The following is a 25708-nucleotide window of genomic DNA, read 5'->3' as shown; positions in this document are numbered from 1 at the left end:
GCCTCCTAACAATATTCCTATTTTAAGAGGAACATTTCTCTCAAAGCCTCTTGGTGAACAAATAGCAATTAATACTGTCATTTTTATAATTATAGTAACTATAATACCATGTTACTTCCTTTTTTGGCTAAAAAAACACAAATTAATTGGCTTTTTGTCAATTTTTTATCTAGGAGTATTTTGATTTGTAACTTTCGTATTTTCTTTTGCGAGAAAATCAAGCCATTGTTGTATATTTCGTGCATACTTATTGACAAAGATATCATGTGAATATGTACCGACAACTTGGTTTTTCCATTCATTATGCATGATATAGGGTGTGATCAACATCCCCTTTAACTGCATAAGTAAATAATTCCGATCGTCTTCATTCTTTTTCTGATCTTTAATTAAGGTGAAAAATAAATTGCGAATATAATAGTTTTCTTTCGCTAAGTATGTAACTGCCATTTCCCTCACAAATACGGAATCCAAAGATAGCTCCCGTTGAATAAAACAAGATAATTGATGATTACTCTGCTTGTACTGTATAATGTGAAAAATTAGCTCTTTCAACTGATCGAGTGGAGACAATGTTTTTACATCCTCCATTGTTTCTTCTATCACGGTTAAATAATTCTCGTAGTAATGGGTGACAGCATATTCCAGTAGTCCCTGTTTCCCTTTAAAATAATAACTGATTAGGGATACGTTGACAGAAGCTTTTTCTGCTATATCTCGCACGGAAGTACCGTGGAATCCTTTTTGGAAAAATAAAGAGGAAGCTGCTTCCAGGACTTTTTGTTTAGAGGCGTTTATTTTCATCATTATTCAACTCCTTACTTTTCCATTACGACAAAAGGTCTTATTAATCCTGCAATATCTTCTCGACAAATAAATCATCACATGTCGAATGAGGCTAGATAATGAAATCTATTATGAAAGGAAAATGTATATGTTTCAAGTAACGAATTATTCAGGAAATAGAACAAAAGACTATGAATTGTTAAATAAACAATTACGTGCACTAAGTGAAGGAGAAACAGACGAGATTGCCCTTCTATCGAACGCATCCGCCCTATTAAACCAATTTTTATCAGAAGTAAACTGGGTTGGTTTCTATCTTCTTAAGAAAAATGAATTGGTGCTCGGCCCGTTTCAAGGTTTGCCTGCATGCATACGGATCCCTGTAGGCAAGGGTGTATGTGGCACTGCAATAGAACAGCGCACTACACAGCTTGTTTCAGATGTAACAGCTTTTCCTGGACATATTGCCTGTGACAGTGCGAGCAAATCAGAAATCGTTATACCAATTGAACTGGATAATGGTGTTTATGGGGTATTAGATATTGATAGTCCAATTACCGATCGTTTTGATGAGACAGATAAACATTATCTGGAAGAATTTGTTACCATTTTACAAGAACATCTAGCATAAAAAAACGCGGCTTACAAACATGTGAGCCGTTTCTATTTCAACTTTTCTGCTAAGGGTATTTAGACACCATAGCCCTGCTACAAGTTGAATACTTTCACACCTTTGAGACAAGAGAACTACATTTGCAACTAAACTTTTTAACAAGGTTTGTTTCATATTTAAACGGTTGATTTATACTAATTTTTGAATAACAAAACACTTCATTCAGACCAGATGGTGTTGGGAGTGAAGTGTTTTGCGATATGAAAATAGCTTTACTACTTTCTTAACTATTGCTTATTCGTGTTCTGCTCTATTGCATAGGAAGCCACAGTATGTTTAGCAACACAATTTTTACCGGTGTTTTTCGCTTCATATAATGCCTTATCCGCTCGAAGGAATAAATCCTTAATCGTATCTTCTTCCTCTATACTCCAGGAAGCAACACCACAGGAAAGAGTGACTACAGGGTCAGTAAATTTTTCTACTTGGCGACGAATTAGCCCTGCTACCTGTACACCTTCATTCAAAGTAATGTTCGGAGCATATATAGCTAATTCTTCCCCGCCCCATCTTGCTGGTATATCTTCCGTTTCGATGAAAGTTTTAATAACTTGAGCTACTTGTTTTAGAACTTGGTCTCCAACATGATGTCCAAATGTATCATTCACCTTTTTAAAATCATCGATATCAAATAATAGAAGTGCCCCCATCTCTCCGACAACCATATGATTGCTAATTTCCTCTTCCAAATGGTTTCTTGAATATAGCTTCGTAAGGTGGTCTGTAATTACTGCTCGTTCCAGCCGTTCACGCAAACTTGTATTTGTTAAGGCAAGTGTTGAATGATGAGTTAATAACTGTAATAACTTAAATCTTTCGAAACTAAAGTAAGCTTGCTCTTCATGCATAACTACAATAAAACCATAAATAGTATTTGAATTAGTCATCGGTGTTACCATTACGGACTTATATGGGAAATGCGGAATTTCTTTAAAATCTCCAGAAAAAATTGCTTCTTTCAGCTTTCTGCCAACCAAATATTCTACAAGCATGTGACCTTGTTTTGTAGTGAAATACGTTGTACTACCAGTCAAAATTTCATAATCGCTTTCTTTTGTTTCTGAATAATAAATAAATCCAATTTGGGAAGCATGATAAACTTCTATAATTAAATTTCTAATATGTTTCGTTATCTCGGACAACTGCAGATTAGAATTTAATTTATGTGTTGTATCATTAATTAGTTTCAAATCGGAAATCGACTGATTTATATGCGCAAATAATGAGGCATTCTCTATCGCTTTTCCAGTAATTTCAGCGACACCCTTTATAAAATCTGCCATATCATCTAGAAAATGCAAGTCACTTTTCGTTATTACCTGAAGTACTCCGTATACACCTTGTTTTCCACTTAACGGAGCATATAAAGAAGGATTTTTCCCTGTTTCTCCAATTTCCATTTGGACACTACCTGACATAAACACTTGTGTACTTGCCCTTTTTGTCACATCATCACTATATTCAATTGTCTTAACAGGTAAGTCGGAATCTGTATCCAAATCATGCGATAATAATAAATGGAACTCACTTTTTGGATAGAGAAAACTGAGTTTCCGGATAATATAATGTAAAATCTCTTCTTTATCCTTCATTGGCAGCAAGTCTGAAGAAAACTCATACAAGAGATCCGCTCTTTCTCTGTTCTGTTTTTCTAAGTAGTAGGAAGTAATAGTTGTAAAAACGCGCTCCGTTTCGTGTCGTATTCCATCTAGTCTTTCTTGTGAAAATGTATGCTCCTTCAGCCAACCAATATACAATAGGATGTCATATTCTTTTTGAGGGTGAAGTGTTAGCACATCGCTATACATAGTTGTTGAATTCATGTGTTTCAATTCCTGGTCATTTTCTATTATCTGTTTAGGGGGAAAGTCTTCCTGTACATTTATTTCATTGATTAGCTTATAGTTTTTTTCCCACTTATTATATGTGTACATGGCCACAAAAGGAGCATTGAGAACCATCTTCAAAGAAGAAGCAAGCATGCTAACAATTTGCTGGTAGTTATACTCTTCCAAGTGTGTACAAATATCAAAGTATTCATTTTTTATAGACGTAATTATTTCTTTTGGTTCAGTCATTCTCATCACCCTAAAATGAAATGATTTCTCATCACCTATATTTAAATTATCTCTATACTCATTATATACTAACTAGTACGTATAACCTATATATTAAACTTTATTTGTATAATTTAAAAGGATGGTTGACTTATTCTCCAAAAAAATATATACTAGTCGTTGTGTAAAATAATTAAGTAGCCTATGTGAACCGACGCTTGGACCCATTTTGTTCCTCTCTCACGAGGTGTATCGCGTAACTCTTAGCTGCTGGAGCGATGGTACATGAAAACATAATGGACAACGGATTGGAACACGCTCGTTTATTTTATGCAAATAAAATAAAAAGGAGGAAATGTCTTATGGCTCGCTATACTGGATCAGTATGGAAAAAATCACGTCGTCTTGGCATTTCATTAACTGGAACTGGTAAGGAATTAGATAAACGCCCTTACGCTCCTGGTCAACATGGACCGAATCAACGCAAGAAAATCACAGAATATGGTTTACAAATGCAAGAGAAGCAAAAGCTTCGCTTCATGTACGGGTTGACCGAACGTCAATTCCGTAATTTATTCAACCTTGCTGGTAAAATGAAAGGTATTCATGGTGAAAACTTCATGATTCTTCTTGATTCTCGCCTTGATAATATCGTTTACCGCTTGGGACTTGCTCGTACTCGCAGACAAGCTCGTCAGCTAGTTAACCATGGTCATGTTCTTGTTGATGGTTCTCGTGTGGATATTCCATCATACCGTTTAAAGCCTGGCCAAGCTGTTAGCTTGCGTGAAAAGTCTAAAAATCTTGATATTGTTAAAGAAGCGATTGAAGTTAATAACTTCATTCCTGAATATTTAACATTTGATGCAGATAAAATGGAAGGTACTCTCGTTCGATTCCCTGAACGTTCTGAACTTCCAGCTGAAATCAACGAAGCGCTTATCGTAGAATTCTACTCTCGTTAAGCTAAAAACCGGAGGCTACCCTCCGGTTTTTTTATTGCTTAGAAATCTATAAAATATAATTTTATTACTATATTAACCTTATCCAGCTTCGAAGGCTGACTACTGATTAATTTTCTGAGGTAGATAATGCTCATCTACTGCTGATAAATTCCTTCTATGACGGATAGCTTTCCTCTACCCAACGTATCTCCCCTATCTCCATTTAAAAAGCAAGGGCAATTATAAATTGCCCTTGTTAAATTAACTAAAATCAATTAAAAAATATTTCTTTTTACCTCTTCGGATAACAGTAAACATATCATCAATACGATCCTGCTTACTTATTACATAGTCTAGTTCCTGTTGTCGTTCTCCATTAATATAGACAGCCCCATTGGTAACATCTTCTCTTGCCTGTCTTTTAGATGAAGAAATGGAAGCATCAACAAGCAATTCTATTAAAGCAATGTCATTTTTAGAAGCTTTGTATGATGGTACGTCCTTAAATCCTTGTTTGATTTCTGTAGCAGTTAATTCTTTTATATCTCCACTGAACAATGCGGCTGAGATTTTTTGGGCCTGCTCAAGAGCCTCCTGACTATGAACCTCTTTAGTCATTTCCTCTGCCAACCGTCTTTGAGCTACCCTTTTTTCAGGTTGATTATTTACTTCATTTTCCAACTCTGCGATTTCTTCATCTGAAATAAATGTAAAGTAACGTAAGAACTTAATTACATCTCGATCATCTGTATTAACCCAAAATTGGTAGAATTCATATGGAGAGGTTTTTTCAGGGTCAAGCCACACGGCACCACCTGCTGTTTTCCCAAATTTTGTCCCATCTGCTTTTGTGATTAGAGGAACCGTAAGACCGAACACTTTAATATCTTCGTTTTCCTGCTCGCGAGACCGGCGAATTAGTTCCATGCCTGCTGTAATATTTCCCCATTGATCACTTCCGCCAATTTGCAAAGTACAATTTTCTTGTTCATATAGCTTAAGGAAGTCAAGAGATTGCAAAATCATATAACTGAACTCTGTGTACGTAATCCCTTGTTCAATCCTTGCTGATACGGATTCTTTTGCAAGCATATAGTTTATACCAAAATGTTTCCCTGCATCTCTTAGAAAATCAATTATCGTCATATTAGATAACCAATCATGATTGTTACGTGAAACTACCGGGTTATCTCCCTGGTCAAACTCAACAAGTTTAGCGATTTGCTGCCTTATTTTTTCACTAAACCCTTTAACCACATGGGCTTCATTCAAAGAACGTTCACTCGTACGACCGCTTGGATCACCTATCATCCCTGTACCGCCACCAACAAGTGCAATTGGTTTATGCCCGGCTTTTTGGAATCGTTTTAACATAGTGATTGGTAGTAGATGACCAATATGAAGGCTGTCAGCTGTAGGATCAAACCCACAATATAAGGTAACTTGGTTTTCTGCCAAGTGTTTTTCCAGTCCTTCTCTGTCCGTTGTTTGATGAATTAACCCTCTTTTTTCTAAATCCTGCAAAATATCCATTCGTTTTCACACTCCATCGTAAAATTAATTACAGATACTGTAGCTCTACTTTAAAAATAATAGCCAAATAAAAAAACTCCTCCCTACAGAAAAGGGACGAGTTTAACACGCGGTACCACCCTTGTTGCAAATAAATTTGCCACTTAGGATTGTTAACGATGTTTCCACCGCTTTCCAGTTGTCTGTATATAGATAAAAGGAAAGTCTGCTCCAGATTGTAATTCGCTTGCAAATTTGTCCTGACTCACACCAACCGTCAGGTCTCTTTAAACAGTGATCTGCATAACTACTCTAATTCCTTCATTGCAAAATAATATAGTATATTTATTAATACCATATTCCATTTTTAAATGCAAGGTACTTATAAATTTTGTATACCCCTTAATTTTAATTATGCTATAATAGTACTTGAATTTAGGAGGTTTTGCTATGGATTTCAAGCAATTATTTCAAAAATATAGTAACAAATTCAAACACTTGTGGAAAACAGGAAAGGTTCAAAAGTCTTCGCGGGTTACCTATGATGTAGTTTGGAATGTTATTCTATTCTTTCTGATTATTAGTTTCATAGGTATGTTCTTTGCAGGAGGAATTGGAGCTGGCTACTTTGCCTCATTAGTAAAAGATGAACCAATTCGAAACAAAGAAGCGATGAAAAAAGACATATATAATTATGAAGAAACTACAAGTCTCTATTTTGCTGATAAAATTTATTTGGGCGATGTGCGATCCGACATACATAGAGAAGAGACCTCGTTAGATAAAATATCACCAACCTTAATTGATGCAGTAATTGCTACGGAAGATGAATATTTTGAAGAACATAAAGGAGTAGTTCCAAAAGCAATCGTAAGAGCTATTATGCAGGAAGCTCTTAATTCCGATGTTAAGACTGGTGGTAGTACATTAACTCAGCAGTTAATTAAAAACCAAATCCTAACTAACGAAGTATCTTTTGAGAGGAAAGCAAAAGAAATACTTCTTGCCTTAAGATTAGAACGTTTCTTTGAAAAAGACGAGATCCTGGAAGCATATTTGAACATCGTTCCATATGGTAGAAATGCTTCCGGTCAAAACATCGCTGGTATTCAAACAGCTGCTCAAGGTATATTCGGTTTAAATGCGGACGAAGTAAACTTGGCACAGGCAGCATATCTGGCCGGCCTGCCACAAAGCCCTTCCGCTTATACACCTTTTGCAAATGGGGGCGAGTTGAAAGAAGAAAATGGTTTGCAGCCTGGAATAAACAGAATGAAAACTGTACTCAATAGAATGTTTGAAGCAGAATATATTTCAGAAAAGCAATACAAAGAAGCTTTAGCATACGATATTAAATCAGATTTCGCCAAAGGCAAGAAATCACCAATTGAGGAATACCCATACTTGACTGTGGAAATACAAGAAAGAGCAAAAGATATTATAAAAGAATATCTAATTGAAAAAGATGGATACACATTGAAAGATGTGGAAAACAATAAAAAATTAAATGAAGAATATTCAATTCTCGCGGAACGATCTATTGAAACTGACGGGTTTCACATCTACTCAACAATAGACAAGAAAATTTACGATGTGTTTCAAAAAGTAGCAAAGAACTACGAGCATTATGGACCTGACCGTACATTTACCGATACTGATCCGGAAACCGGCAAAACAGTGGAAATAACTGAAAAAGTCCAAACCGGGGCTGTATTAAGAGAAAATAGTACAGGTAAAATTATTAGCTTTGTAGGTGGCCGTGGCCATGAGGACAATCAAAATAGACATGCAACTGAAACACTCCGGTCACCAGGTAGTACGATTAAACCACTGTTAGATTATGCTCCCGCTATGGAGAAAGGATATATTCAGCCTGGTTCGGTTCTAGCTGACTATGCAAAGAAGTTGCCCGGTTGGGAATATAACAAGCCTAGTAACTACGGGGGCGGACATTATGGAATAGTATCTGCAAGAAAAGCACTTACTAATTCATATAACATGCCCGCAGCTGAAATTTACACAAGGATGATTCATGAAAACCCTGCAAAAGAATATTTAGTAAATAAAATGGGAATTAGTACGTTAACCAAAAAAGAGCAGGCATATCCTTCATTAGCCATCGGGGCTACTGATAAAGGAATTACAGTTGAAGAGAACGTGAGTGCTTTTTCCACCTTTGGAAATAACGGTAAGTTTGTTGATGGTTATATGATTGAAAAAATAACTACAAATGACGGTGATGTAATTTACCAACATGAAACAAAGCCAACTGACGTGTTTTCACCACAAACAACGTATTTAACTGTCGATATGATGCGTGATGTTATAAATCAAGGAACTGGCGCATATTTAAAATCCCAGCTAAGCAATGGTGGCGTTGATTGGGCAGGTAAAACAGGAACATCCCAGGATTATAAAGATGCATGGTTTATTGCAACAAATCCAAATGTGACGTTTGGTACGTGGATTGGTTACGATACACCACACTCCATATACAATACTGGAATGTCTCTAAGCTATAGCCAACGAAATATTAAACTATGGGCACAGTTAATAAATAGCGCTGCAGAAATTAAACCAGAGCTTATCACACCTTCTGACCGATTCAAGCGTCCGGATGGCATTGTAAGTAGAAGCTATTGTGCGATATCCGGAATGTTACCATCTGAACTTTGTGCAAAAGCCGGGTTAGTTAAAAGTGACCTATTTAACGTCAAGTATGTTCCTACTAAAAAGGATGATAGTCTAATCGGCGGCAGCTATGTAACGGTTAATGGTAAAGCTGTCGTAGCAGGGCCAAATACGCCAAGTGAGTTTGTAAAAGGTGACGGCTTAGCATTTAATCCAGAATGGTTAAAACGCAATGGTTATGATAATCTTAGTGATCTTTCGCAACTTTATCCAAGGACAGAAACGGAAAAGTGGAATAAAATCAGCGGACCAAGTGGCGGCAAGGTTGGAAGTGCCATAAAAGATGATGGAAAATCCCCTGCAGCACCATCCTCTCTTTCTAAATCAGGTGGTAAGTTGACATGGAGTAAATCGGGGAGCAATGATGTAGTCGGCTATCGTATTTATAAAGCAAACGCTGGCGGAGATTTATCCCTTGTCGGGAGCACAGTAGATACTTCCTATCAAATAGGCGGCGGTAACGCGGTATATCGGGTAAAAGCGGTAGACTATTTTGGCAGGGAGTCTTCCCCTTCCAAAGAACTGATTGTTGGAGATACAACTAAAAAGGAACCAGAAAAACCAGACAAGAATCAGGATAAGAAAAAAGATGAAAAAAAACCTGATGACAAAAAAGACGAAAATAAGGATAAGAAAGATAAAGAAGAGCAGAACGATCCTAAACCAGATGATGAGAACCAAGATTCAGAAGCATCAGATGAAAATAATGGCGGAGAAGCCAACGATAGTGATAATGAGGAAAATGCCAATCCATAAGCCTCTCACTCATAATAATTAAAAAAGCCAGCTGTGGAAAAAATCACAGCTGGCTTTTTGTTAGTTCAATAACACATGTGTCTAGATTAGTAACTATGGATTATATATAAAATGCGAACTAACTTTGTTATGGTATGCTGAAAAGCTCGATTAACATCGTCAAGGACAAGTGAAAAGCCCACTTTGCATGTGAAATATTAAAGCTCATACAAATTGATTGGAGTGTAATGCGGCGACTCCTGCCGGAATAGCATGAGCTGAAGACCCTGCACGGAGCGTAGCGGAGGAAGCGGCTGAAGCCATGCCGGCGGCAAAGAAGACACTGCGAGGTAGCGAGCAGATGTCGCACTTGTACCCGGAGGTGTGAAAGCGTCCGCATGCAACGAAAATCAATGGGGCGCTTCTTCTCAAATATTTCACTGAGCTTTTTATCAACCAAGTTAGGTCGCATTTTCCTCCAACTACGCAGAACTTTTAACAATAAATCATATTTCTTCCATAAAAAAATTATCAAGCTTCTAATAATGAATTTGCATACCATATGTGAGATTATTTCAACAAATTCTATAAATAACTAAAATTATATAGCTATATCTAGTATAATAAAAGTGAGCGCATAATTAACTAACATTATTTTAAACAGGTGGTGAAATGATTGGAGCATACGAAAAACTACCATTCCTTAACAAAGCACACAGCAGACGAAGCAATTACCATTGAAGGTCCTTTATCCTCAGTTGAATTAAAAAAATACCATTTTCATGAGCATTTAACAGCATTCCGACCAGCGCCTAAACAGTTTGAAGCTATCCAAAGTATAGCTGATTTCCCGGAAGGACGCCTTATTATTGCACGTACGGAAGACACGATAGTTGGATATGTAACTTATTTGCATCCAGACCCTCTGGAAAGGTGGTCTGAATTTAATATGGAAGAACTCATTGAATTGGGAGCTATCGAAGTAATCCCTGCTTATCGCGGGGCAAAAATTGCATCCAATTTATTAAAGGTATCCATGCTAGATGAATATATGGAGAATTATATTGTTATCTCTACAGAGTATTACTGGCATTGGGATCTTGACAGAACTCGTCTAAGTATTTGGGATTATCGAAAAGTCATGGAAAAGATGATGGCTGCTGGAGGGCTTGTACCTGCCCCAACAGACGATCCAGAAATAATATCCCATCCGGCAAATTGTCTAATGGTACGCATTGGCAAAAATGTATCCCAGGCCTCTGTAGAAAGATTTGACACCCTACGTTTTTTGAAAAGACATCAATATCGTAATATGAGGGAGGGGTTTTAATTGCTAGTTGAAGAAATAATGAAAACATCTGTGGTTACTTTATCGCCAACTGCTACAATTGCTGAAGCTTTACAATTATTACAAAAGCATAGAATTAGACATATCCCCATTGTGAATGGAGATTATCAAGTTATTGGAATTGTCTCCGATCGGGACGTTCGCGATGCTAGTCCTTCGGTTTTTGATACGAACTCTATATCAGAAGAACTTGAAAATGAAATCCAAACAATTATGAGCACACCTGTTGTTACTATACATCCTTTAGATTTCGTAGAGGAGATTGCCCGGATTTTTTATGATGAAGAATTCGCAGCACTTCCAGTTGTGCGGGATAACAATAAACTTGTTGGAATGGTAACAGAAAAAGATATGCTTCACACCTTAATCCAGTTAACAGGAACACACACGCAAGGTTCTCATATTGAAGTAAAAGTCCCCCATCGCCCCGGCATATTACCGGAGGTTACTGCAGTTTTTGGAAAAAGAAAAACAAATATAATTTCTGTACTTGTATACCCTTTTAAAAATGACCCAAATTATAAAATATTGGTTTTTCGTATCCAAACAATGAATCCGCTACCAATTATAAATGATCTCCGCACTGCAGGCTTTGAGTTAATGTGGCCAAATAACGTACCGGAGCCAAAACTATGACGTGCGAGTCAGCTTTTGTATTTGCTAAAGAATTCCTAAACTATCATTTTAATGAAGATCATCCATTCAATCAAAAACGGGTCCTTATGGCAAAAGAGTTGCTAGAGGAGATTGACCATTTAAAGAAATCACATATTATTCCTCCACGCATGGCCACAGAGGAGGAATTGGCGCTGTTTCACGATCCTGTCTATATTGAAGCAGTAAAAAAAGCAAGTAAGGGACAACTGACGTCAGAGGCTGGGTTTGAGTATGGTTTAGGAACAGATGATACACCAATATTCCCAAATATGCATGAAGCTTCAAGTTATTTAGTTGGTGGGACATTAACTGCAGTAGATGCTGTATTAACTGGAAAAAACCAACATGCTCTTAACCTGGGTGGTGGGCTTCATCATGGGTTTAAGAGAAAAGCAGCAGGATTTTGTATTTACAATGACAGTGCTGTAGCAATAAAATACATTAGAGAGAAATACAACTTAAGGGTGCTTTACATCGATACAGACGCACATCATGGAGACGGTGTTCAATGGGCCTTTTATGATGATCCTAATGTATGTACATTCTCTATTCATGAAACCGGCAGATATTTATTTCCAGGAACAGGTAATGTAAATGAAAGAGGTATCAAAGAAGGGCATGGCTATTCATTCAACCTGCCCATCGATGCCTTCACTGAAGATGACTCCTTCCTTCACGTCTATGAAACTGCTTTAAGGGAAATTACGGATTTCTTTCAGCCGGATGTAATTATTTCTCAAAATGGAGCTGATGCGCACTGTCTCGATCCATTGACACATTTATGTGCCACAATGAAAATTTATGAACAAATTCCATTGTTGGCACATGAGTTAGCACACCAATACTGTGGAGGGAAATGGATTGCAGTTGGTGGTGGAGGGTATGATATTTGGCGTGTCGTGCCACGGGCGTGGGCTCAAGTTTGGAATGTGATGGCCACAGGTAAACCGGCAACTGGTAAGCTTCCTGCCACTTGGTTAGCCCGATGGCAGCAACATTCTCCAGTGAATCTACCATTACATTGGAATGACCCGCATGATATGGTACCAAATATCCCTCGAAAAACAGAGATTACTGAAAAAAATGCTAAATTACTAGAAAGTCTGCTAAAATATACAAAAAAAATGACTTAAGATATGCACAATCACATTGAACAACTTCAGGCAACATAATCCAAGAAGTCGTAATGGTGAACTTTGTATCACTTAAGAACTCAAGGACGGGAGACACTGGAGCTAAACAGAGGTTCTTCTAACAAATAACAAAGAATCTGTAAGCCGAAATACTTATAATTTCTTTTAATAAAAAAGAGATAACTCTTATGGGTTATCTCCTTCTTTTATTGTAGCTCCCTCATCTAGAACTACTATCTCGACTCTTCTATTCTTTTTCCAGTTATCAGAAGAGGTATTCGGTACCAACGGTCTAGTGTCAGCATAACCAACAGAAGAAAAGCGGGATTCATCAAACTTGTTTTTATCAATCAGGTATCGTATCACACTACTTGCGCGTGCTCCTGAAAGTTCCCAGTTAGAAGGGTAGCGATAATTGGATATTGGCCTGCTGTCCGTATGCCCTTCCACTTTTACCTGATTAGGCATTTTATTTAGCAATGAGCCAATCTTATTAAGAAAAGGTTTACCGCCGTCAATAATTTTAGCTTCTCCCGAATCAAAAAGAATTTTCTCCTGCAATACTAAAACAACGCCTCTTTCTGTCCTGTTAGCAGAAATTACGTTATTTAATTCATTTTTATCCAAATACTTCTCTATTTCATCCATTAGTCCATTTAGTGATTGAGTTTCTGAAATCTCTTCCTGTTCCTCTTCTAACTCTACAGGAACTTCAAACTCGTTTGATTCTTTACCTGTTTCTTTTACACTGGAGCTTTGAGTGGGATTCTCCATTGGTACTGGGGATGGATTAAAGTCAAATATCATGCGATTTCGAAAGGATTCAGATATCGCATCAAATTTCACTAAATCAATTTGTGACATGGAAAACAATAAGATAAAAAATACTAAAATCAGGGTAACCATATCTGAATATGTAACCATCCATTTTGGGGCACCACTATTTTGCTTTTTTTTAATCACCCTACGCTTCATTGATTCTTTCCTCCACGAAGCCAGAGTCCCCTTGCTCTTCTTGTCTGTCTTTTACATCATTGGAGAGAAATGCACTAAGTTTTTCTTCTAAAATTCGTGGGTTTTGGCCGGATTGAACGCCAATAACACCCTCAATAATAATTTGTTTAATAAATACTTCTTCTTCCGTTTTCGTTTCCAACTTACTTGCCATAGGAACAAATACCAAATTAGCAAGTACGGTACCGTACAATGTTGTTAATAGTGCTACAGCCATGCTTGGTCCCAAGGCTGTTGGATCTTGAAGGTTATTTAACATAAGCACAAGACCAACTAATGTACCAATCATGCCCCAGGCTGGTGCATATTCCCCAGCCTTCTCCACGAGCGTTCTCCCTCTATAGTGACGATCTTCCATCGCGGTTATCTCTGCATTCATAATATCCTTGATTACCTCAGGTTCAATGCCATCAACAGCAAGTAGAATTCCCTTACGGATAAAAGTATCTTCTACCTCCTCGAGTTCGTTCTCGAGTGCAAGAAGTCCTTCTCTTCTAGCTCGTTCAGACAACCGGATAAACAAACGAATAAGCTCAGGTAATTTTAGATCGTTTTTATGAAATGCTTCACTGATTATTTTGTTAGTCAGTTTTATTTGCTCCATTTTAAAATTAATTAACATAGAAGCAATTAAACCGCCAATCACTATAAAGATTGATGATATGTCTAGAAAAAGTGAGGCGCCTGCAGTACCACCCTTGGACATTATTGCTAGCATGATCATAATAAAACCTAATGTTATGCCGATCGGAGTCAATATATCTCGTTTTCTCATATTTTCTCTCCCCAAACCGTGTAGAATTGATTCTAATTCTTATATCGGCATAAGTTCTATTTTGTTGAATTTCTTTTTTCAATTCGATGTGGCAAAACTACCTTTTGATCTGTAACCTCTTCCTTATTCATAAACTTCGTTAACAATCGCATTGCGACTGCGCCAATGTCATACATTGGTTGAACGATTGTTGACAGTGTAGGACGTACCATTGTTGCAAGTCTTGTGTTATCAAATCCGAATACTTCGATATCTTCGGGAACCTTGTAGCCTTTATCCTGGGCACCATGTATTACTCCCAGTGCCATTTCATCGGAAGCAACAAAAACAGCAGTCGGTTTTTCTTCTAACTGCAGTAAGTGATTAATCGCTTCTATTCCAGAGTCATAAGAATAATCTCCTTTAACTATTCTTTCCTCATTTACCTTGGTTCCGGATTCTTCTATTGCACGTTGGTATCCATTATATTTCAAAAGGCTAATATGTGTATCTTCTTGCCCTGATACAAAAGCAGGCTGATTATTTCCTTGTTCTATTAGAAATTTGGTTGCTTCATAGGCTGCTTCTTCATAATCTATATTTACAGATGGTATGTCTTCATTTTCATCGTAAGTAGCAGCAAGTACCACAGGAACAGAAGATGTTTTAAATTGTTGTACATGCTCTTCTGTTATGTCTCCACCCATAAAAATAATGCCATCTACTTGCTTTTCCAGCATCGTATTTATTAATTGAAGTTCTTTATCTTTATTTTGGTCAGAGTTGCTTAGTATAATATTATATTTATACATTGTTGCGATATCTTCAATCCCTCTTGCTAACTCAGCAAAGAAGATACTTGATATATCAGGAATAATTGCACCGACAGTTGTCGTTTTTTTGCTCGCAAGCCCTCTTGCTACGGCATTAGGACGATAGCCTAATCTCTCAATTGTTGCTAATACTTTCTTTCTTGTTGTAGGCTTCACATTGGGGTTACCGTTAACTACACGGGAAACCGTTGCCATGGATACGTTTGCCTCTCTTGCTACATCATAAATTGTTATATTCATTCTTACTCTACCTCCTAATTAACATGACAAATCGTCCTCTATTTTCTTTATCATACTCTACTCCGAAAAAAAATACAAAAATTTAAAGGCTAATTCAACAAGGTTGAACAGCCTTTAAATAGAATAAGTAGCATTAAATGGTGGATCTACTAAAATTAACTTTTTTCTCCAACCAATTTAATTCGTTGATCCATTTCTTTTAATTCTTCAATAAAATGGTCGAACATTGGTATGTCCATCTGTTGAGCGGAATCAGATAAAGCAACAGCTGGATCCGGATGAACCTCCGCCATTACTCCATCTGCACCAATTGCTAGTGCGGCTTTAGCAGTTGGTAACAGTAAATCTCTTCTTCCTGTGGAATGTGTTACGTCTACCATTACTGGTAAATGGGTTTCTTGTTTTAAAATTGGCACAGCCGAAATATCCAACGTATTTCTCGTCGCCTTCTCATATGTACGTATTCCACGTTCACAAAGAATGATATTTCCATTTCCTCTTGAATTAATGTATTCAGCTGCATTAATAAATTCAGAAATAGTAGCAGAAAGCCCTCGTTTTAATAATACAGGTTTATTCACATCTCCTGCAGCCTTTAACAACTCAAAATTTTGCATATTTCTAGCCCCAATTTGGATCACATCAACATAATCAAGAGCTTCTTCAATATGAGCAGGGTTAACAATTTCACTTACAACAGCCAGTCCATGTTTATCTGCAGCACGCTTTAAGATTTGTAACCCTTCAATCCCTAACCCTTGAAAGTCATATGGTGACGTTCTAGGTTTGAATGCGCCCCCGCGTAATAACTTAATGCCTTTACTTTTCACAGCAGCAGCTACTTTTTCTACTTGTTCGTAGCTTTCTACCGCACATGGCCCTATAACGTAATGGGTATTGCCGTCTCCAATTTTAGCCCCTTTAATATCAATGATGGTATCTTCCGGTTTCTTTTTACGTGAAACAAGTAAAGCTTTTCGATGATCATCTTCCTGCAGTTCTAAACTCGCTTTGAATATTTCCTTAAAAATATGTTCAATTGTTGCTTTTTCAAACGGGCCATCATTTTGGGAAGTAATCTGGTCAAGCATATCTCTTTCCCTTACTGGATCAAAACGCTTCATACTTTGCTTAGTTTTGATTTGCCCAATATCCTGCACTAGCAATGCTCTTTGATTAATTAGCTTCAAAATCTCTAAGTTCACATCATCCAATTCTTCTCTCAACTGCTCTAAATCCTTCATCTTATCTTCCTCCCCTTACGTATTTGATCACAATTTTTTAATAATTAGAGACAATTATAGCTAAAATACCTACCATTGTCGATGGAAATTTTTTATTTATGTAAACTTTTTTTGATTTTTCTTTTTCGAGCCTTTGTTATCAGCACAAGGGGAAGTATCTTAGACAGCTTTGACAAGCTATAGACGGTCTTCAATTTGTTTTTTAACACGAAGCTAAAACATCTTGGGTTTTGTTGCTGCAAAAAGCTAGTTCACTAAAAGAAGTAATTGCCAATCGCTATATTCTTAGGTAAGCAATGAAAAAAGACTGCTCTATAAAGAACAGCCCTTTTTTTAAATTATCTTGTTTCCATTTCTTCGGCAGCTTCCTCAATTGCCTCAGCAACTTCTTCGGCAGCCTCCAACGCTTCATCTTCTTTGATGCGTTTATCCTGCAACTTACTTTGCACAGTCTTCGTTAATTCTTTTGTTTTATCAGAGGCATTTTTAGTTAACTGTGACGTTGTATCCATCGCTCTTTTCTTTAGCTCAGATCCGGTAGTGTAGGCTTTATCCTTCCAGTGATACCCTTTCTCCTGGGCAGTGTCTTTAAACTCGGAAGCTTTCCCTTTCATTTGGGTGGCACCATCGTTAATATCACTTCTCAAATCTTTTCCGCTTTTAGGAGCAAGAAGTAAGGCAGCAGATACACCCACTATTCCACCGATTAGTGTGCCGATAATAAAATCTTTCGTGTTAATATTGCTATTACTATTTTTTGTCTCTTCCATTCCAATTCCTCCTCTTTAACAATCTATTTACTTTTCTTTTTCCATAAGTCCATCATTGCAGAACCCCATTTAATTGCTTGAGCAGCTTTTTCCGGATTTTCTTTTGATGTACGTCTAATGCTTTCAGATAATTGTTTTAAGGAATCATTAAAATCCTTTACGGTATCGCCAATACCTTTAGCTCCGTCAAATAATCCATTTAATTTACTTGACTTATAATTGACATCGTCTGCCAACTTATTTGTTTTGGCCAGAAGTTCTGTTGTTTCACTGGTAACACCCTGCATTTGCTTTTCTAAATTAGTCATTGTTTCCGATACATTATTAAGGGTTTCCTTTGTTGCTTTTAATGTGATAATAACATATACAACTAGTACTACAAACGCCAATGCAGCAATAATTGCAGCTATGTATCCTAAAATTTCCATTTTCCATATTCACTCCTTCTCGTATGTTGAAATATGCTGTGTCAGAGGCTTTTTGTGTCGAACCTGTTGTTAGTATACCAAAAAACAACCTTTTTTAATAATACCCTGCAAAGAAATTATCAAACCTTCTATTCTCCCAAAGATAATATCTTCCTATACATTATTTCGACAAATAAGTCTCTTATCCTTTTAAAAGGATCAAATTTCATAAAATTATATCTCTTGTTCGAGGCTAACGCCACTACAAGTATAAATGCAAAATACTTTAAGAGACACAAATTAATATGGTCCTAACAGATTTAGCCCAATTAAAAGAGAGTCTGCAACATGGCAGACTCTCTTAAACTTGTGTTATTTTACCGGACTATTTTCTTCATATGCCTTCTGGAACTTCTGAATATCCCCAGCTCCCATAAAAATAAGTACACTGTTATTATATTCGGATAGTACTTCGGTTTTTGATAATTCCAGGACATTCCCATTTTGGATAAGCTCGAGTAGATCATTAATCGTTAATTTTCCAGCCTCTTCTCTTGCAGAACCAAAAATATCACATAAATACACATAATCTGCCTCATTTAAACTATCAGCAAATTCCTGTAAAAATGTCTTTGTTCTTGTAAAGGTATGTGGTTGAAAAATCGCCACAATTTCTTTATCAGGATATTTTTTTCTTGCAGAGTTAATCGTTGCAGTTATTTCTTTCGGATGATGTGCGTAATCATCGATGAGAATCTGGTTACCTCGTTTCTTCTCGGTAAATCTCCGCTTCACACCTTTAAACGTACTTAAATTCTTAATGTGTTCTGCCTTAATTCCCTCATAATGGCAGATTGCTATGACTGACAATGCATTTAGCACGTTATGCTCTCCAAACATAGGGATTTGGAACGTATCATAATAAGTATTTCTAACGAAAACATCAAACTGAGTTCCTTCAGGTGTTTCTGCAATGTTTTGTGCTTGAAAATCATTTGTAGCAGCAAAACCATAATAAACAACCGGAACCTTTGCATGTATTTGTTGTAGTTGATCATCATCACCACATGCGATTATTCCCTTTTTTACACGATCTGCCATCGACTGAAATGCCTGAAAAACATCTTCAATGCTCGTAAAATAATCAGGATGATCAAAATCAATATTCGTCATGATCGCATAATCTGGTTCATAGCTTAAAAAGTGCCGTCGGTATTCACAAGCTTCAAAGACAAAATATTTACTGTCTACATGCCCCTTGCCTGTACCATCGCCAATAAGGTAAGAGATAGGAAAACTTTCATTAAGCACGTGAGCAAGCAGACCTGTTGTAGAGGTTTTTCCATGTGCTCCAGTTACTGCGATACTTGTATATTGTTTTAGCCATTCGCCTAAAAATTCATGATACCTATAGAAAGTAACACCTTGTTTCTTAGCTTCCTGGATTTCAATGTGATCATCAGAAAATGCATTACCTGCGATCACCGTGAAATTTTCTTTGATGTTGGTTTCTGAAAAAGGGTAAATAGGAATGTTTTTTTCTTCAAGTGCTTCCTGTGTAAAAAATTGCTTTTCAACATCAGAACCCTGAACAGTTTCTCCAGAATCATGGAGTATGTGGGCTAAAGCACTCATTCCAGTGCCTTTTATACCAATAAAATGGTAAGTTGTCATAAAAAAGAACCTCCAAATTGTACCTGAAAATCAAATCGTTTATCCATATTTTCGATAGTAATTTTTTAAACTATCGTTTAATTATAACAAATAATGGATCGAAATAGAATAGGGCTTTGTCTGTTAATCTGCTTGGTTCATCGTTACCTTTTCCAAACGAGGATTTGGTCGATATCTTCTTCCTTCTTTTGCTTCAGGAGAACCATTTAACAGAACATTATCACCGGTAAAACCAATATTGATCTTTAAAAGGCTTCCCCCTACTCCATACATATCAACAGGTACACCTAATTTTTCAAAATGGGTAATTCGACTCTCTGTAAAGCCCCCACTGAGCATAATTTTCACATGGTTAAAACCTTCGTCATCAAGTGCTTTTCTTAAAGCAAATGTTAATTCCGGGTTTACTCCTCTTGGATCAAACGTGCCCATTAAATGATGGTTTCTTAAAAAGTATTTATCCACCAATGTTCTTGATGTATCAATCCGAACAGCTTGCAAGTCCTTTCCAAATTCATGGGCGACCTTTAATGAGTCTGTAATTACATCATTATTGTAATCGACCAATGCAACAAGGTCGTCTTCTGGATACATTTCATGATAAGCCTTTGATGCAGCAACAATATCACCACGGAACATTTGAATTAAAGCATGGGGCATTGTCCCCATTCCTTTTTTTCCCCACCATTCATTCATTGCATGTGTAGCCTGTGCAGTGGAACCTCCGATAAATGCAGCATAGCCATCACCAGCCTGCTGGGTATAGTGATCATCTCGATCGCCCATAAATATCACGGGCTTCTGTTTCCCGGATGTTCTCGCCGCTTTTACAACATTGTATACATTTGTAGCTACAGATGTTCTTCTTCCCAATATTCCGTCAATAATCCCTTCCAAAAAACCGAATTGTTGATATGCCCCCGAAACGGTAAGTACTGATTCATAAGGACCTATTCTATCGCCATCTTTTAAGGAGTGAATTTCAAGTGTTTCAGGATTTTTTGCGAATGTATGTAGTAAAGCAATAGCTTCATCTGTACCACATAGAACAGCATTTTCCTTTTGAAAAAATTGCATTGTGACATAGTTATCCGGCAACTTATTTTCAGCAATTTCTTTTGTCTTTAGAAAATATACTGCAGAAAACCAGCCTTCTTTAATTCGCTCATCGAATTTAAATGTTTTATTTGTAAGTCGATTAATTTTCCCTTCTAACTTTTGAGTAATTTCTTTCATTTATGTTCTCCTTATACAGGTTATTGTTGTCCATTTCTAATGATATATAAAAATATATCATGAAACAAGAGTAATCCACTTATACTACTAATAAAATTACCTTATTTCCTCCAACTGGGCATTTGTAATTAAAACTTCTCTAGGTTTACTCCCATTTTGCCCGGAAATCATGCCTCTATGTTCGAGCGTATCAATAAGCCTTGCAGCTCGATTGTAACCTATTTTAAAATGTCGTTGCAGAAGGGAAGTACTTGCACTATTATGCTCAACTATAAAATCTATGGCTTCTTGAAGTAATTCATCTTCTTCTTCATCCATGGTAACTTGCTCCAATAATTGTTCCTGTTCAAATAGATAGTTAGGCTCGGAAATGTTTCTGGCATAATTGGTGACACGCTCAATCTCATCGTCCGATACAAATGGTCCTTGTAGACGAATGCTCTTCCCCGTTCCGTTCTCAATAAACAACATATCTCCTTTGCCTAGCAACTTCTCAGCTCCACTCGCATCAAGGATTGTTCTTGAATCTACCTGGGAAGAAACGCTGAAAGCAATTCTGGTAGGAATATTTGCTTTAATTAATCCAGTTATTACATCAACAGAAGGTCGTTGCGTTGCTAGCAATAAATGGATTCCGCAGGCTCTGGCCTTTTGTGCAATACGACTAATCGCATCTTCTACGTCTTGTGGGGAAACCATCATAAGATCCGCCAGTTCGTCAATAACTATCACAATATAAGGCATTTTTTCATGTACTCTTCCTTGCTTTTTAACCTTTTGATTATATCGCTCAATGTCTCGAACGCCTTCTTGCACGAATTTTTCATATCGTTCTTCCATTTCACTAACAGCCCACTTTAATGCAGCGGTAGCAGCTTTAACATCTGTAATTACTGGAGAAACTAGGTGTGGAATCCCGTTATATGGAGCCAATTCAACCATCTTAGGATCAATAAGCATAAACTTAACATCATCATGGCTTGCTTTGTATATTAAGCTAATTAGGATTGTATTAATACAAACACTTTTTCCTGACCCTGTAGCACCAGCAATCAGTCCATGAGGCATTTTTTGAATGTTTGTAATTAATGGTTTCCCTTCAATACTTAAGCCCAACGCAATTGTTAATGGGGAATTACTTTGTCTAAATTCTTCTGAGTCAAAAATACTCTGAAGTCCCACCATTTCAGCTTTTAAATTAGGAATCTCTATTCCAATTGTATTTTTACCCGGGATTGGTGCCTCAATTCGAATATCCTTTGCAGCCATATTTAATTTCAAATCATCACTTAGGTTTTTCACTTTACTAACTTTCACACCGAGCTCAGGTTGCACCTCAAATCGCGTAACAGACGGTCCTTGGGTAGCGTTAACTACCTTAGCACGTACATTAAAATGCTTTAATGTTTGCTCCAACAACTCTTTCTGTTGCTGTACCCATATATGATCCTCTTCATTCTTTACCACTGGGTCATTTAACAAATGATGCGGAATAGCTACTTCTTTTTTTATCGTTTGGGGGGACTCTTGTGCTTTCCTATATTTATCGAATAAGTTCTTTTTATCCCTAGGTGTCATCATCACATTGAACGGCACATGCTTTGACTGCTTGTTTTCTGTTTTCTCTTTATTTAAATTGTTTCTTATCGGATTAGAAATCACTGTTTCCTTTTCTTCATTCTTTTCTAGTGGAGTTTCTGTTCCCGTTTCTATATTCGGCTCAGATGTTAACACCGTTTCCACCTTCTCCTCCACTTCTATTTCTTTTTCACCTTGATCGCTTAATAAATTATCTTCTTCCAATTGACTTGGTTCTTGTAGCTGATCCATCTGGTGTTCGATGGAAGAAGGTTGATTGTCATTCTCCTTGTATGTATCCGAGTTTTGATTAGTCTCCATGAGAGAAACTAAATTTGTTTCTTCCGCTAACTTTTCTTTTTTACGTTGAAACGCAGGTACATCTTCTAGTATTTTTTCTTGTTTTCTAGGCTGAAAGCCATAGATTGGGGAAGGGACCTCCGTCGGTGTGAACGGTTGTGAATCTTTTTTATATACCTTATTTCCGTTTTCCCTCGACTCCCATCTACTAGTGGAGCTTTGACTTTTTCTTTCATAGTCAGCAGTTCTCCTTTGTTGTATAGAAGGTTGTTTCTTTGGCATTGATGATTCTATATTTGACTTTGGCTTTTGTTTATCCTTATTTATGTTTCTTTCTGTATTTCGTTTAACATTCGGTTCTACATTTCGTTCCATATTCTTTGATTCATCTGGTATCACTGGAAAACGAAAAGATTTCCTTTCAGGATACTGATAAACCATTCTAGCTTCTGGTTGATGTTGATGTTTAGAATTATTCACAGCATATTTTTGTTCTTCTATATACTCTTGCTCTTCTATTTCTTCTGTAAAAAATGATTTTATTTTGTCTTTCCATCGTTGCCACATATCATTCACTCATTTCTCTTTTCTATTTATAAATTGCTTTTCTCCTATTTTAGCAGTTTTTGGGCCAAATTTGGTTAGAAAATAGAAAGAACAAAAGAAAAACAACCCGAAGTACTTAGGTTGTTAAAGAGAATTCTTTCCCGACATCATAATTGTCATCCAGGACATAAATTCCTTTCTCTTTAGGGGCATTTGGCATACCTAATTCTTTTTGCGAACATATCATACCATTCGAAGGTACCCCTCTTAATTCTGTCGGTTTAATTTTCAATCCGCTTGGCATAGTTGCTCCTACCTTTGCTACAACTACTTTTTGCTCTACATCCACATTCGGTGCTCCACATACAATTTGCAATGTTTCCTCCCCTACATCTACTTGACAAACACTCAGTTTATCCGCATTTTCATGTGCTTCCTTGCTAATGACATGGCCTACTACGAATTTTGGACTAAGATCGAAGTCTAAAGGGTCATTTATGTTATTTTGCTTAAATTGCTCTTTGATTTCTTGAAGCAGATTGTCAGTTAATTGAATTTTTCCAGTTTGATTAAGGGCAAAATGACTGGAAGCCTGAAAAATATTATATCCCAAAACCTTATCTTCTTTATTAGTGATACGAACAATATCTCCATGTCTAGTGTAAGAGCGTTCATAACGATCGCCATCTTCTATCGGGATTAATAAAACATCACCTACACCTTTAGGGTTATAAAATACATCCATTTCTGTCATCCTTTCTTTACTTTTCGGGTTTGTTTTTTGCAAGAATGAAAATCGGTTCTAATTCTTTATTTTCATAAATGAATGGCAACGAAGTGATCGGGATACGCCCTTCGGCAAAAAACTTCATTGTCATTTGTGCTAATATATCATACCCTGTTTTATTCTGTATGTCAGCTATTATTAACACATCCTGATGTGGGACTGCGATAGCTAATTCTCCTGTACTGTTTGCTTTCATTTCTTCTAATAACGCTTCATTAAGTATACGACTCGCGTCATAACCATCCTGTTTGGCAAAGAAATAAAAATAATTGTCAGCTACTCGATCCATTTTATGTTCCGTATCCAAGGAACGTAAATTGAAGGAAGCAATCTCATCAATTCTATCTCTGTTCCAACCTTCTTTTTCTAATAATTCTTCATCAATTAAGCGATAGGATTTCCCCAAATCAAGCGCATAATAAATTCTCGTCTCAGCCGTATGCTCTTTATAAACCAGATTTACTTCAGACTTGGTTGTGGTTGGAAATGAGGTTGCTCGTATAACAGGGAAAATTTGTTTTTCCATTCCTGTCAATTGATGCTCTTCATTCATAATCCTTAGCGCTTCATTAATATGATCCACAAGTTCTTCAATTGCAGCTTCTCCTCGTGTATTATATTTTGCTACAACATTAGGTAGCGTAATAGTAATACCCTTTCTGTTCTCCTTCCACTCAATTCGAAATGTATCTTTATCTCGATTATAGCTGGTACGATAATGTTCGCTTGCCAATCTATCATCAAGTATTTTTTTTAATTTTAAAGATGTCATTTTCATAACCTTTCCTCCTTTTTCTATTAACGATAAACTACTCAGGCAACTCACTTAAAAATGTTTCGATTTCTTCTTCACTCTTTCGGTTTTTACTTACAAACCTGCCTAATTCTTTGCCATCTTCAAATGCAATAAAACTTGGTATACCAAAAACCTCATACTGCTGGCATAGAGCAATAAATTCATCCCGGTCTACTTTAATAAACGTATAGGCTGGGAATCGTTCTTCGATTCTCGGTAATACAGGTTCAATTACAACACAATCCGGGCACCATCCTGCCGTAAAGTATAATACAACTTTATCTTTATTTATCCACTCATTTAATTGCTCGATAGTTTCTGCTTTTTTCATTTTGATCATCTCCTGTCATTATCATATCTTTGTTAGCTTCAGCTTTCAAATATCAAGAATCAGTAAATGCAAACTCTGTTTTTCACACATATTAATTATTCTCTAATGGCTGTTTTCTTGGCAATCTTTTAAATATTGTTTACTATTAAGGTATCATGAATTAATTGGAGGGATAGTATGGAATTAACCGTTTATTTAGCTGGTCAAATTCACGATGATTGGAGAGACAAGGTAACACAGAAAGCAAATGAAAAAGGTCTACCGATAGAATTTGTTGCACCACAAACAAATCATGATCGTTCAGATGATATTGGGGAGGCCATTCTAGGTGAGCAACCTGGAAAACTGTATCGTGATGATGCTGCTTCAAGCATTAATAATCTGCGGACTCAAGTACTAATGCAAAAGTCCGATATCGTAATTGCTTTATTTGGTGAGAAGTACAAACAATGGAATACAGCAATGGATGCAAGTACAGCTATTACAATGAACAAACCAACAATTATTGTTAGACCTGAAGAACTTATTCACCCTTTGAAGGAGTTGTCTAACAAGGCCACAGTGACTGTCGAAACTATCGACCAAGCTTTAGATGTTCTAAGCTATATCTTTGATTGAACTACCCACCACTTATTTAACCTCGCGGTCAAATTGAAGTGGGG

Annotated in this window: 22 protein-coding genes and 1 other annotated feature; of the genes, 7 read left to right on the top strand and 15 right to left on the bottom strand. The window is 36.8% G+C overall.

What is annotated here, in order from left to right; genetic code table 11:
• Positions 1 to 165 precede the first annotated feature (165 nt).
• Positions 166 to 807, bottom strand: a complete 642-nt coding sequence (gene refZ, locus X953_RS07965; RefSeq protein ID WP_040955096.1) for a forespore capture DNA-binding protein RefZ — start codon at positions 805 to 807, stop codon at positions 166 to 168.
• Positions 808 to 934: 127 nt separating this feature from the next.
• Here refZ and X953_RS07960 point away from each other — a divergent pair, with 127 nt between their 5' ends.
• Positions 935 to 1417, top strand: coding sequence for a GAF domain-containing protein (locus X953_RS07960; protein ID WP_040955095.1), 483 nt, complete (start codon positions 935 to 937; stop codon positions 1415 to 1417).
• A gap of 269 nt (positions 1418 to 1686) precedes the next feature.
• Here X953_RS07960 and X953_RS07955 read toward each other — a convergent pair whose 3' ends face one another.
• Positions 1687 to 3537 (bottom strand): diguanylate cyclase domain-containing protein, encoded by a 1851-nt coding sequence (locus X953_RS07955; RefSeq protein ID WP_052350089.1) that lies wholly within the window; start codon positions 3535 to 3537, stop codon positions 1687 to 1689.
• A gap of 341 nt (positions 3538 to 3878) precedes the next feature.
• Between X953_RS07955 and rpsD the strand changes: the two genes are divergently transcribed.
• Complete coding sequence (rpsD, locus tag X953_RS07950) at positions 3879 to 4481, top strand: 30S ribosomal protein S4 (RefSeq protein ID WP_019378152.1); 603 nt, start codon at positions 3879 to 3881, stop codon at positions 4479 to 4481.
• Between the two features lie 240 nt (positions 4482 to 4721).
• Here the strand turns inward: rpsD and tyrS are convergent, their stop codons facing one another.
• The gene (gene tyrS / locus X953_RS07945) at positions 4722 to 5993 is read right to left on the bottom strand and encodes a tyrosine--tRNA ligase (RefSeq protein WP_040955094.1); all 1272 of its coding nucleotides are present in this window, start codon (positions 5991 to 5993) and stop codon (positions 4722 to 4724) included.
• 89 nt (positions 5994 to 6082) lie between these two features.
• Positions 6083 to 6306: a binding site (T-box leader), on the bottom strand.
• 116 nt (positions 6307 to 6422) lie between these two features.
• Between tyrS and X953_RS07940 the strand changes: the two genes are divergently transcribed.
• From X953_RS07940 to X953_RS07925, 4 genes are all read left to right on the top strand, one after another.
• Positions 6423 to 9419, top strand: coding sequence for a transglycosylase domain-containing protein (locus X953_RS07940; RefSeq protein ID WP_040955093.1), 2997 nt, complete (start codon positions 6423 to 6425; stop codon positions 9417 to 9419).
• 655 nt (positions 9420 to 10074) lie between these two features.
• Positions 10075 to 10728, top strand: a complete 654-nt coding sequence (locus X953_RS07935; protein WP_040955092.1) for a GNAT family N-acetyltransferase — start codon at positions 10075 to 10077, stop codon at positions 10726 to 10728.
• The gene (locus X953_RS07930) at positions 10729 to 11382 is read left to right on the top strand and encodes an acetoin utilization AcuB family protein (RefSeq protein ID WP_040955091.1); all 654 of its coding nucleotides are present in this window, start codon (positions 10729 to 10731) and stop codon (positions 11380 to 11382) included.
• Complete coding sequence (locus tag X953_RS07925) at positions 11379 to 12536, top strand: acetoin utilization protein AcuC (RefSeq protein ID WP_040955090.1); 1158 nt, start codon at positions 11379 to 11381, stop codon at positions 12534 to 12536. Before X953_RS07930 ends, X953_RS07925 begins: the two co-directional genes overlap by 4 nt.
• A 186-nt stretch (positions 12537 to 12722) precedes the next feature.
• On the opposite strand, the gene motS is transcribed toward X953_RS07925, so the two are convergent.
• From motS to X953_RS07865, 12 genes are all read right to left on the bottom strand, one after another.
• Entirely contained in the window at positions 12723 to 13511 is a 789-nt protein-coding gene (motS, locus tag X953_RS07920) for a flagellar motor protein MotS (protein WP_040955089.1), read from the bottom strand.
• The gene (gene motP / locus X953_RS07915; protein WP_040955088.1) at positions 13501 to 14325 is read right to left on the bottom strand and encodes a flagellar motor protein MotP; all 825 of its coding nucleotides are present in this window, start codon (positions 14323 to 14325) and stop codon (positions 13501 to 13503) included. The genes motS and motP overlap by 11 nt, the downstream gene beginning before the upstream one ends.
• Positions 14326 to 14381: 56 nt before the next feature.
• Complete coding sequence (gene ccpA, locus X953_RS07910; RefSeq protein ID WP_040955087.1) at positions 14382 to 15377, bottom strand: catabolite control protein A; 996 nt, start codon at positions 15375 to 15377, stop codon at positions 14382 to 14384.
• 155 nt (positions 15378 to 15532) lie between these two features.
• Positions 15533 to 16621, bottom strand: coding sequence for a bifunctional 3-deoxy-7-phosphoheptulonate synthase/chorismate mutase (locus tag X953_RS07905; RefSeq protein ID WP_040955086.1), 1089 nt, complete (start codon positions 16619 to 16621; stop codon positions 15533 to 15535).
• Between the two features lie 338 nt (positions 16622 to 16959).
• Positions 16960 to 17391: a YtxH domain-containing protein gene (locus X953_RS07900; protein WP_040955085.1), complete on the bottom strand. Its 432-nt coding sequence runs from the start codon at positions 17389 to 17391 to the stop codon at positions 16960 to 16962.
• Between the two features lie 23 nt (positions 17392 to 17414).
• Positions 17415 to 17819, bottom strand: coding sequence for a DUF948 domain-containing protein (locus tag X953_RS07895; protein WP_040955084.1), 405 nt, complete (start codon positions 17817 to 17819; stop codon positions 17415 to 17417).
• Positions 17820 to 18170: 351 nt separating this feature from the next.
• On the bottom strand, positions 18171 to 19472 hold the full coding sequence (gene murC, locus X953_RS07890) for a UDP-N-acetylmuramate--L-alanine ligase (RefSeq protein ID WP_040955083.1): 1302 nt from the start codon (positions 19470 to 19472) through the stop codon (positions 18171 to 18173).
• Between the two features lie 123 nt (positions 19473 to 19595).
• On the bottom strand, positions 19596 to 20708 hold the full coding sequence (locus tag X953_RS07885; protein WP_040955082.1) for a nicotinate phosphoribosyltransferase: 1113 nt from the start codon (positions 20706 to 20708) through the stop codon (positions 19596 to 19598).
• A 96-nt stretch (positions 20709 to 20804) separates the two neighbouring features.
• Entirely contained in the window at positions 20805 to 23153 is a 2349-nt protein-coding gene (locus X953_RS07880) for a DNA translocase FtsK (protein WP_040957036.1), read from the bottom strand.
• A 115-nt stretch (positions 23154 to 23268) separates the two neighbouring features.
• A complete protein-coding gene (gene ytpR / locus X953_RS07875; protein ID WP_040955081.1) occupies positions 23269 to 23877 on the bottom strand; it encodes a YtpR family tRNA-binding protein in 609 nt (202 codons plus the stop codon).
• A gap of 16 nt (positions 23878 to 23893) precedes the next feature.
• Entirely contained in the window at positions 23894 to 24697 is an 804-nt protein-coding gene (locus X953_RS07870) for a DUF1444 domain-containing protein (RefSeq protein ID WP_040955080.1), read from the bottom strand.
• 31 nt (positions 24698 to 24728) lie between these two features.
• The gene (locus X953_RS07865) at positions 24729 to 25046 is read right to left on the bottom strand and encodes a thioredoxin family protein (protein ID WP_040955079.1); all 318 of its coding nucleotides are present in this window, start codon (positions 25044 to 25046) and stop codon (positions 24729 to 24731) included.
• Positions 25047 to 25223: 177 nt separating this feature from the next.
• Between X953_RS07865 and X953_RS07860 the strand changes: the two genes are divergently transcribed.
• Positions 25224 to 25664, top strand: coding sequence for a YtoQ family protein (locus X953_RS07860; protein WP_040955078.1), 441 nt, complete (start codon positions 25224 to 25226; stop codon positions 25662 to 25664).
• Positions 25665 to 25708: the final 44 nt, after the last annotated feature.

The organism is Virgibacillus sp. SK37, from assembly GCF_000725285.1.
In the GTDB taxonomy this organism is placed as follows: domain Bacteria; phylum Bacillota; class Bacilli; order Bacillales; family Amphibacillaceae; genus Virgibacillus_Q.
This window is presented reverse-complemented; position numbering and strand designations above follow the sequence as displayed.

Coding starts and splice junctions, on each gene's coding strand:
- refZ (WP_040955096.1), bottom strand. CDS start 807: ATGATGAAAATAAACGCCTCTAAACAAAAAGTCCTGGAAGCAGCTTCC.
- X953_RS07960 (WP_040955095.1), top strand. CDS start 935: ATGTTTCAAGTAACGAATTATTCAGGAAATAGAACAAAAGACTATGAA.
- X953_RS07955 (WP_052350089.1), bottom strand. CDS start 3,537: ATGACTGAACCAAAAGAAATAATTACGTCTATAAAAAATGAATACTTT.
- rpsD (WP_019378152.1), top strand. CDS start 3,879: ATGGCTCGCTATACTGGATCAGTATGGAAAAAATCACGTCGTCTTGGC.
- tyrS (WP_040955094.1), bottom strand. CDS start 5,993: ATGGATATTTTGCAGGATTTAGAAAAAAGAGGGTTAATTCATCAAACA.
- X953_RS07940 (WP_040955093.1), top strand. CDS start 6,423: ATGGATTTCAAGCAATTATTTCAAAAATATAGTAACAAATTCAAACAC.
- X953_RS07925 (WP_040955090.1), top strand. CDS start 11,379: ATGACGTGCGAGTCAGCTTTTGTATTTGCTAAAGAATTCCTAAACTAT.
- motS (WP_040955089.1), bottom strand. CDS start 13,511: ATGAAGCGTAGGGTGATTAAAAAAAAGCAAAATAGTGGTGCCCCAAAA.
- motP (WP_040955088.1), bottom strand. CDS start 14,325: ATGAGAAAACGAGATATATTGACTCCGATCGGCATAACATTAGGTTTT.
- ccpA (WP_040955087.1), bottom strand. CDS start 15,377: ATGAATATAACAATTTATGATGTAGCAAGAGAGGCAAACGTATCCATG.
- X953_RS07905 (WP_040955086.1), bottom strand. CDS start 16,621: ATGAAGGATTTAGAGCAGTTGAGAGAAGAATTGGATGATGTGAACTTA.
- X953_RS07900 (WP_040955085.1), bottom strand. CDS start 17,391: ATGGAAGAGACAAAAAATAGTAATAGCAATATTAACACGAAAGATTTT.
- X953_RS07895 (WP_040955084.1), bottom strand. CDS start 17,819: ATGGAAATTTTAGGATACATAGCTGCAATTATTGCTGCATTGGCGTTT.
- murC (WP_040955083.1), bottom strand. CDS start 19,472: ATGACAACTTACCATTTTATTGGTATAAAAGGCACTGGAATGAGTGCT.
- X953_RS07885 (WP_040955082.1), bottom strand. CDS start 20,708: ATGAAAGAAATTACTCAAAAGTTAGAAGGGAAAATTAATCGACTTACA.
- X953_RS07880 (WP_040957036.1), bottom strand. CDS start 23,153: ATGTGGCAACGATGGAAAGACAAAATAAAATCATTTTTTACAGAAGAA.
- ytpR (WP_040955081.1), bottom strand. CDS start 23,877: ATGGATGTATTTTATAACCCTAAAGGTGTAGGTGATGTTTTATTAATC.
- X953_RS07870 (WP_040955080.1), bottom strand. CDS start 24,697: ATGAAAATGACATCTTTAAAATTAAAAAAAATACTTGATGATAGATTG.
- X953_RS07865 (WP_040955079.1), bottom strand. CDS start 25,046: ATGAAAAAAGCAGAAACTATCGAGCAATTAAATGAGTGGATAAATAAA.
- X953_RS07860 (WP_040955078.1), top strand. CDS start 25,224: ATGGAATTAACCGTTTATTTAGCTGGTCAAATTCACGATGATTGGAGA.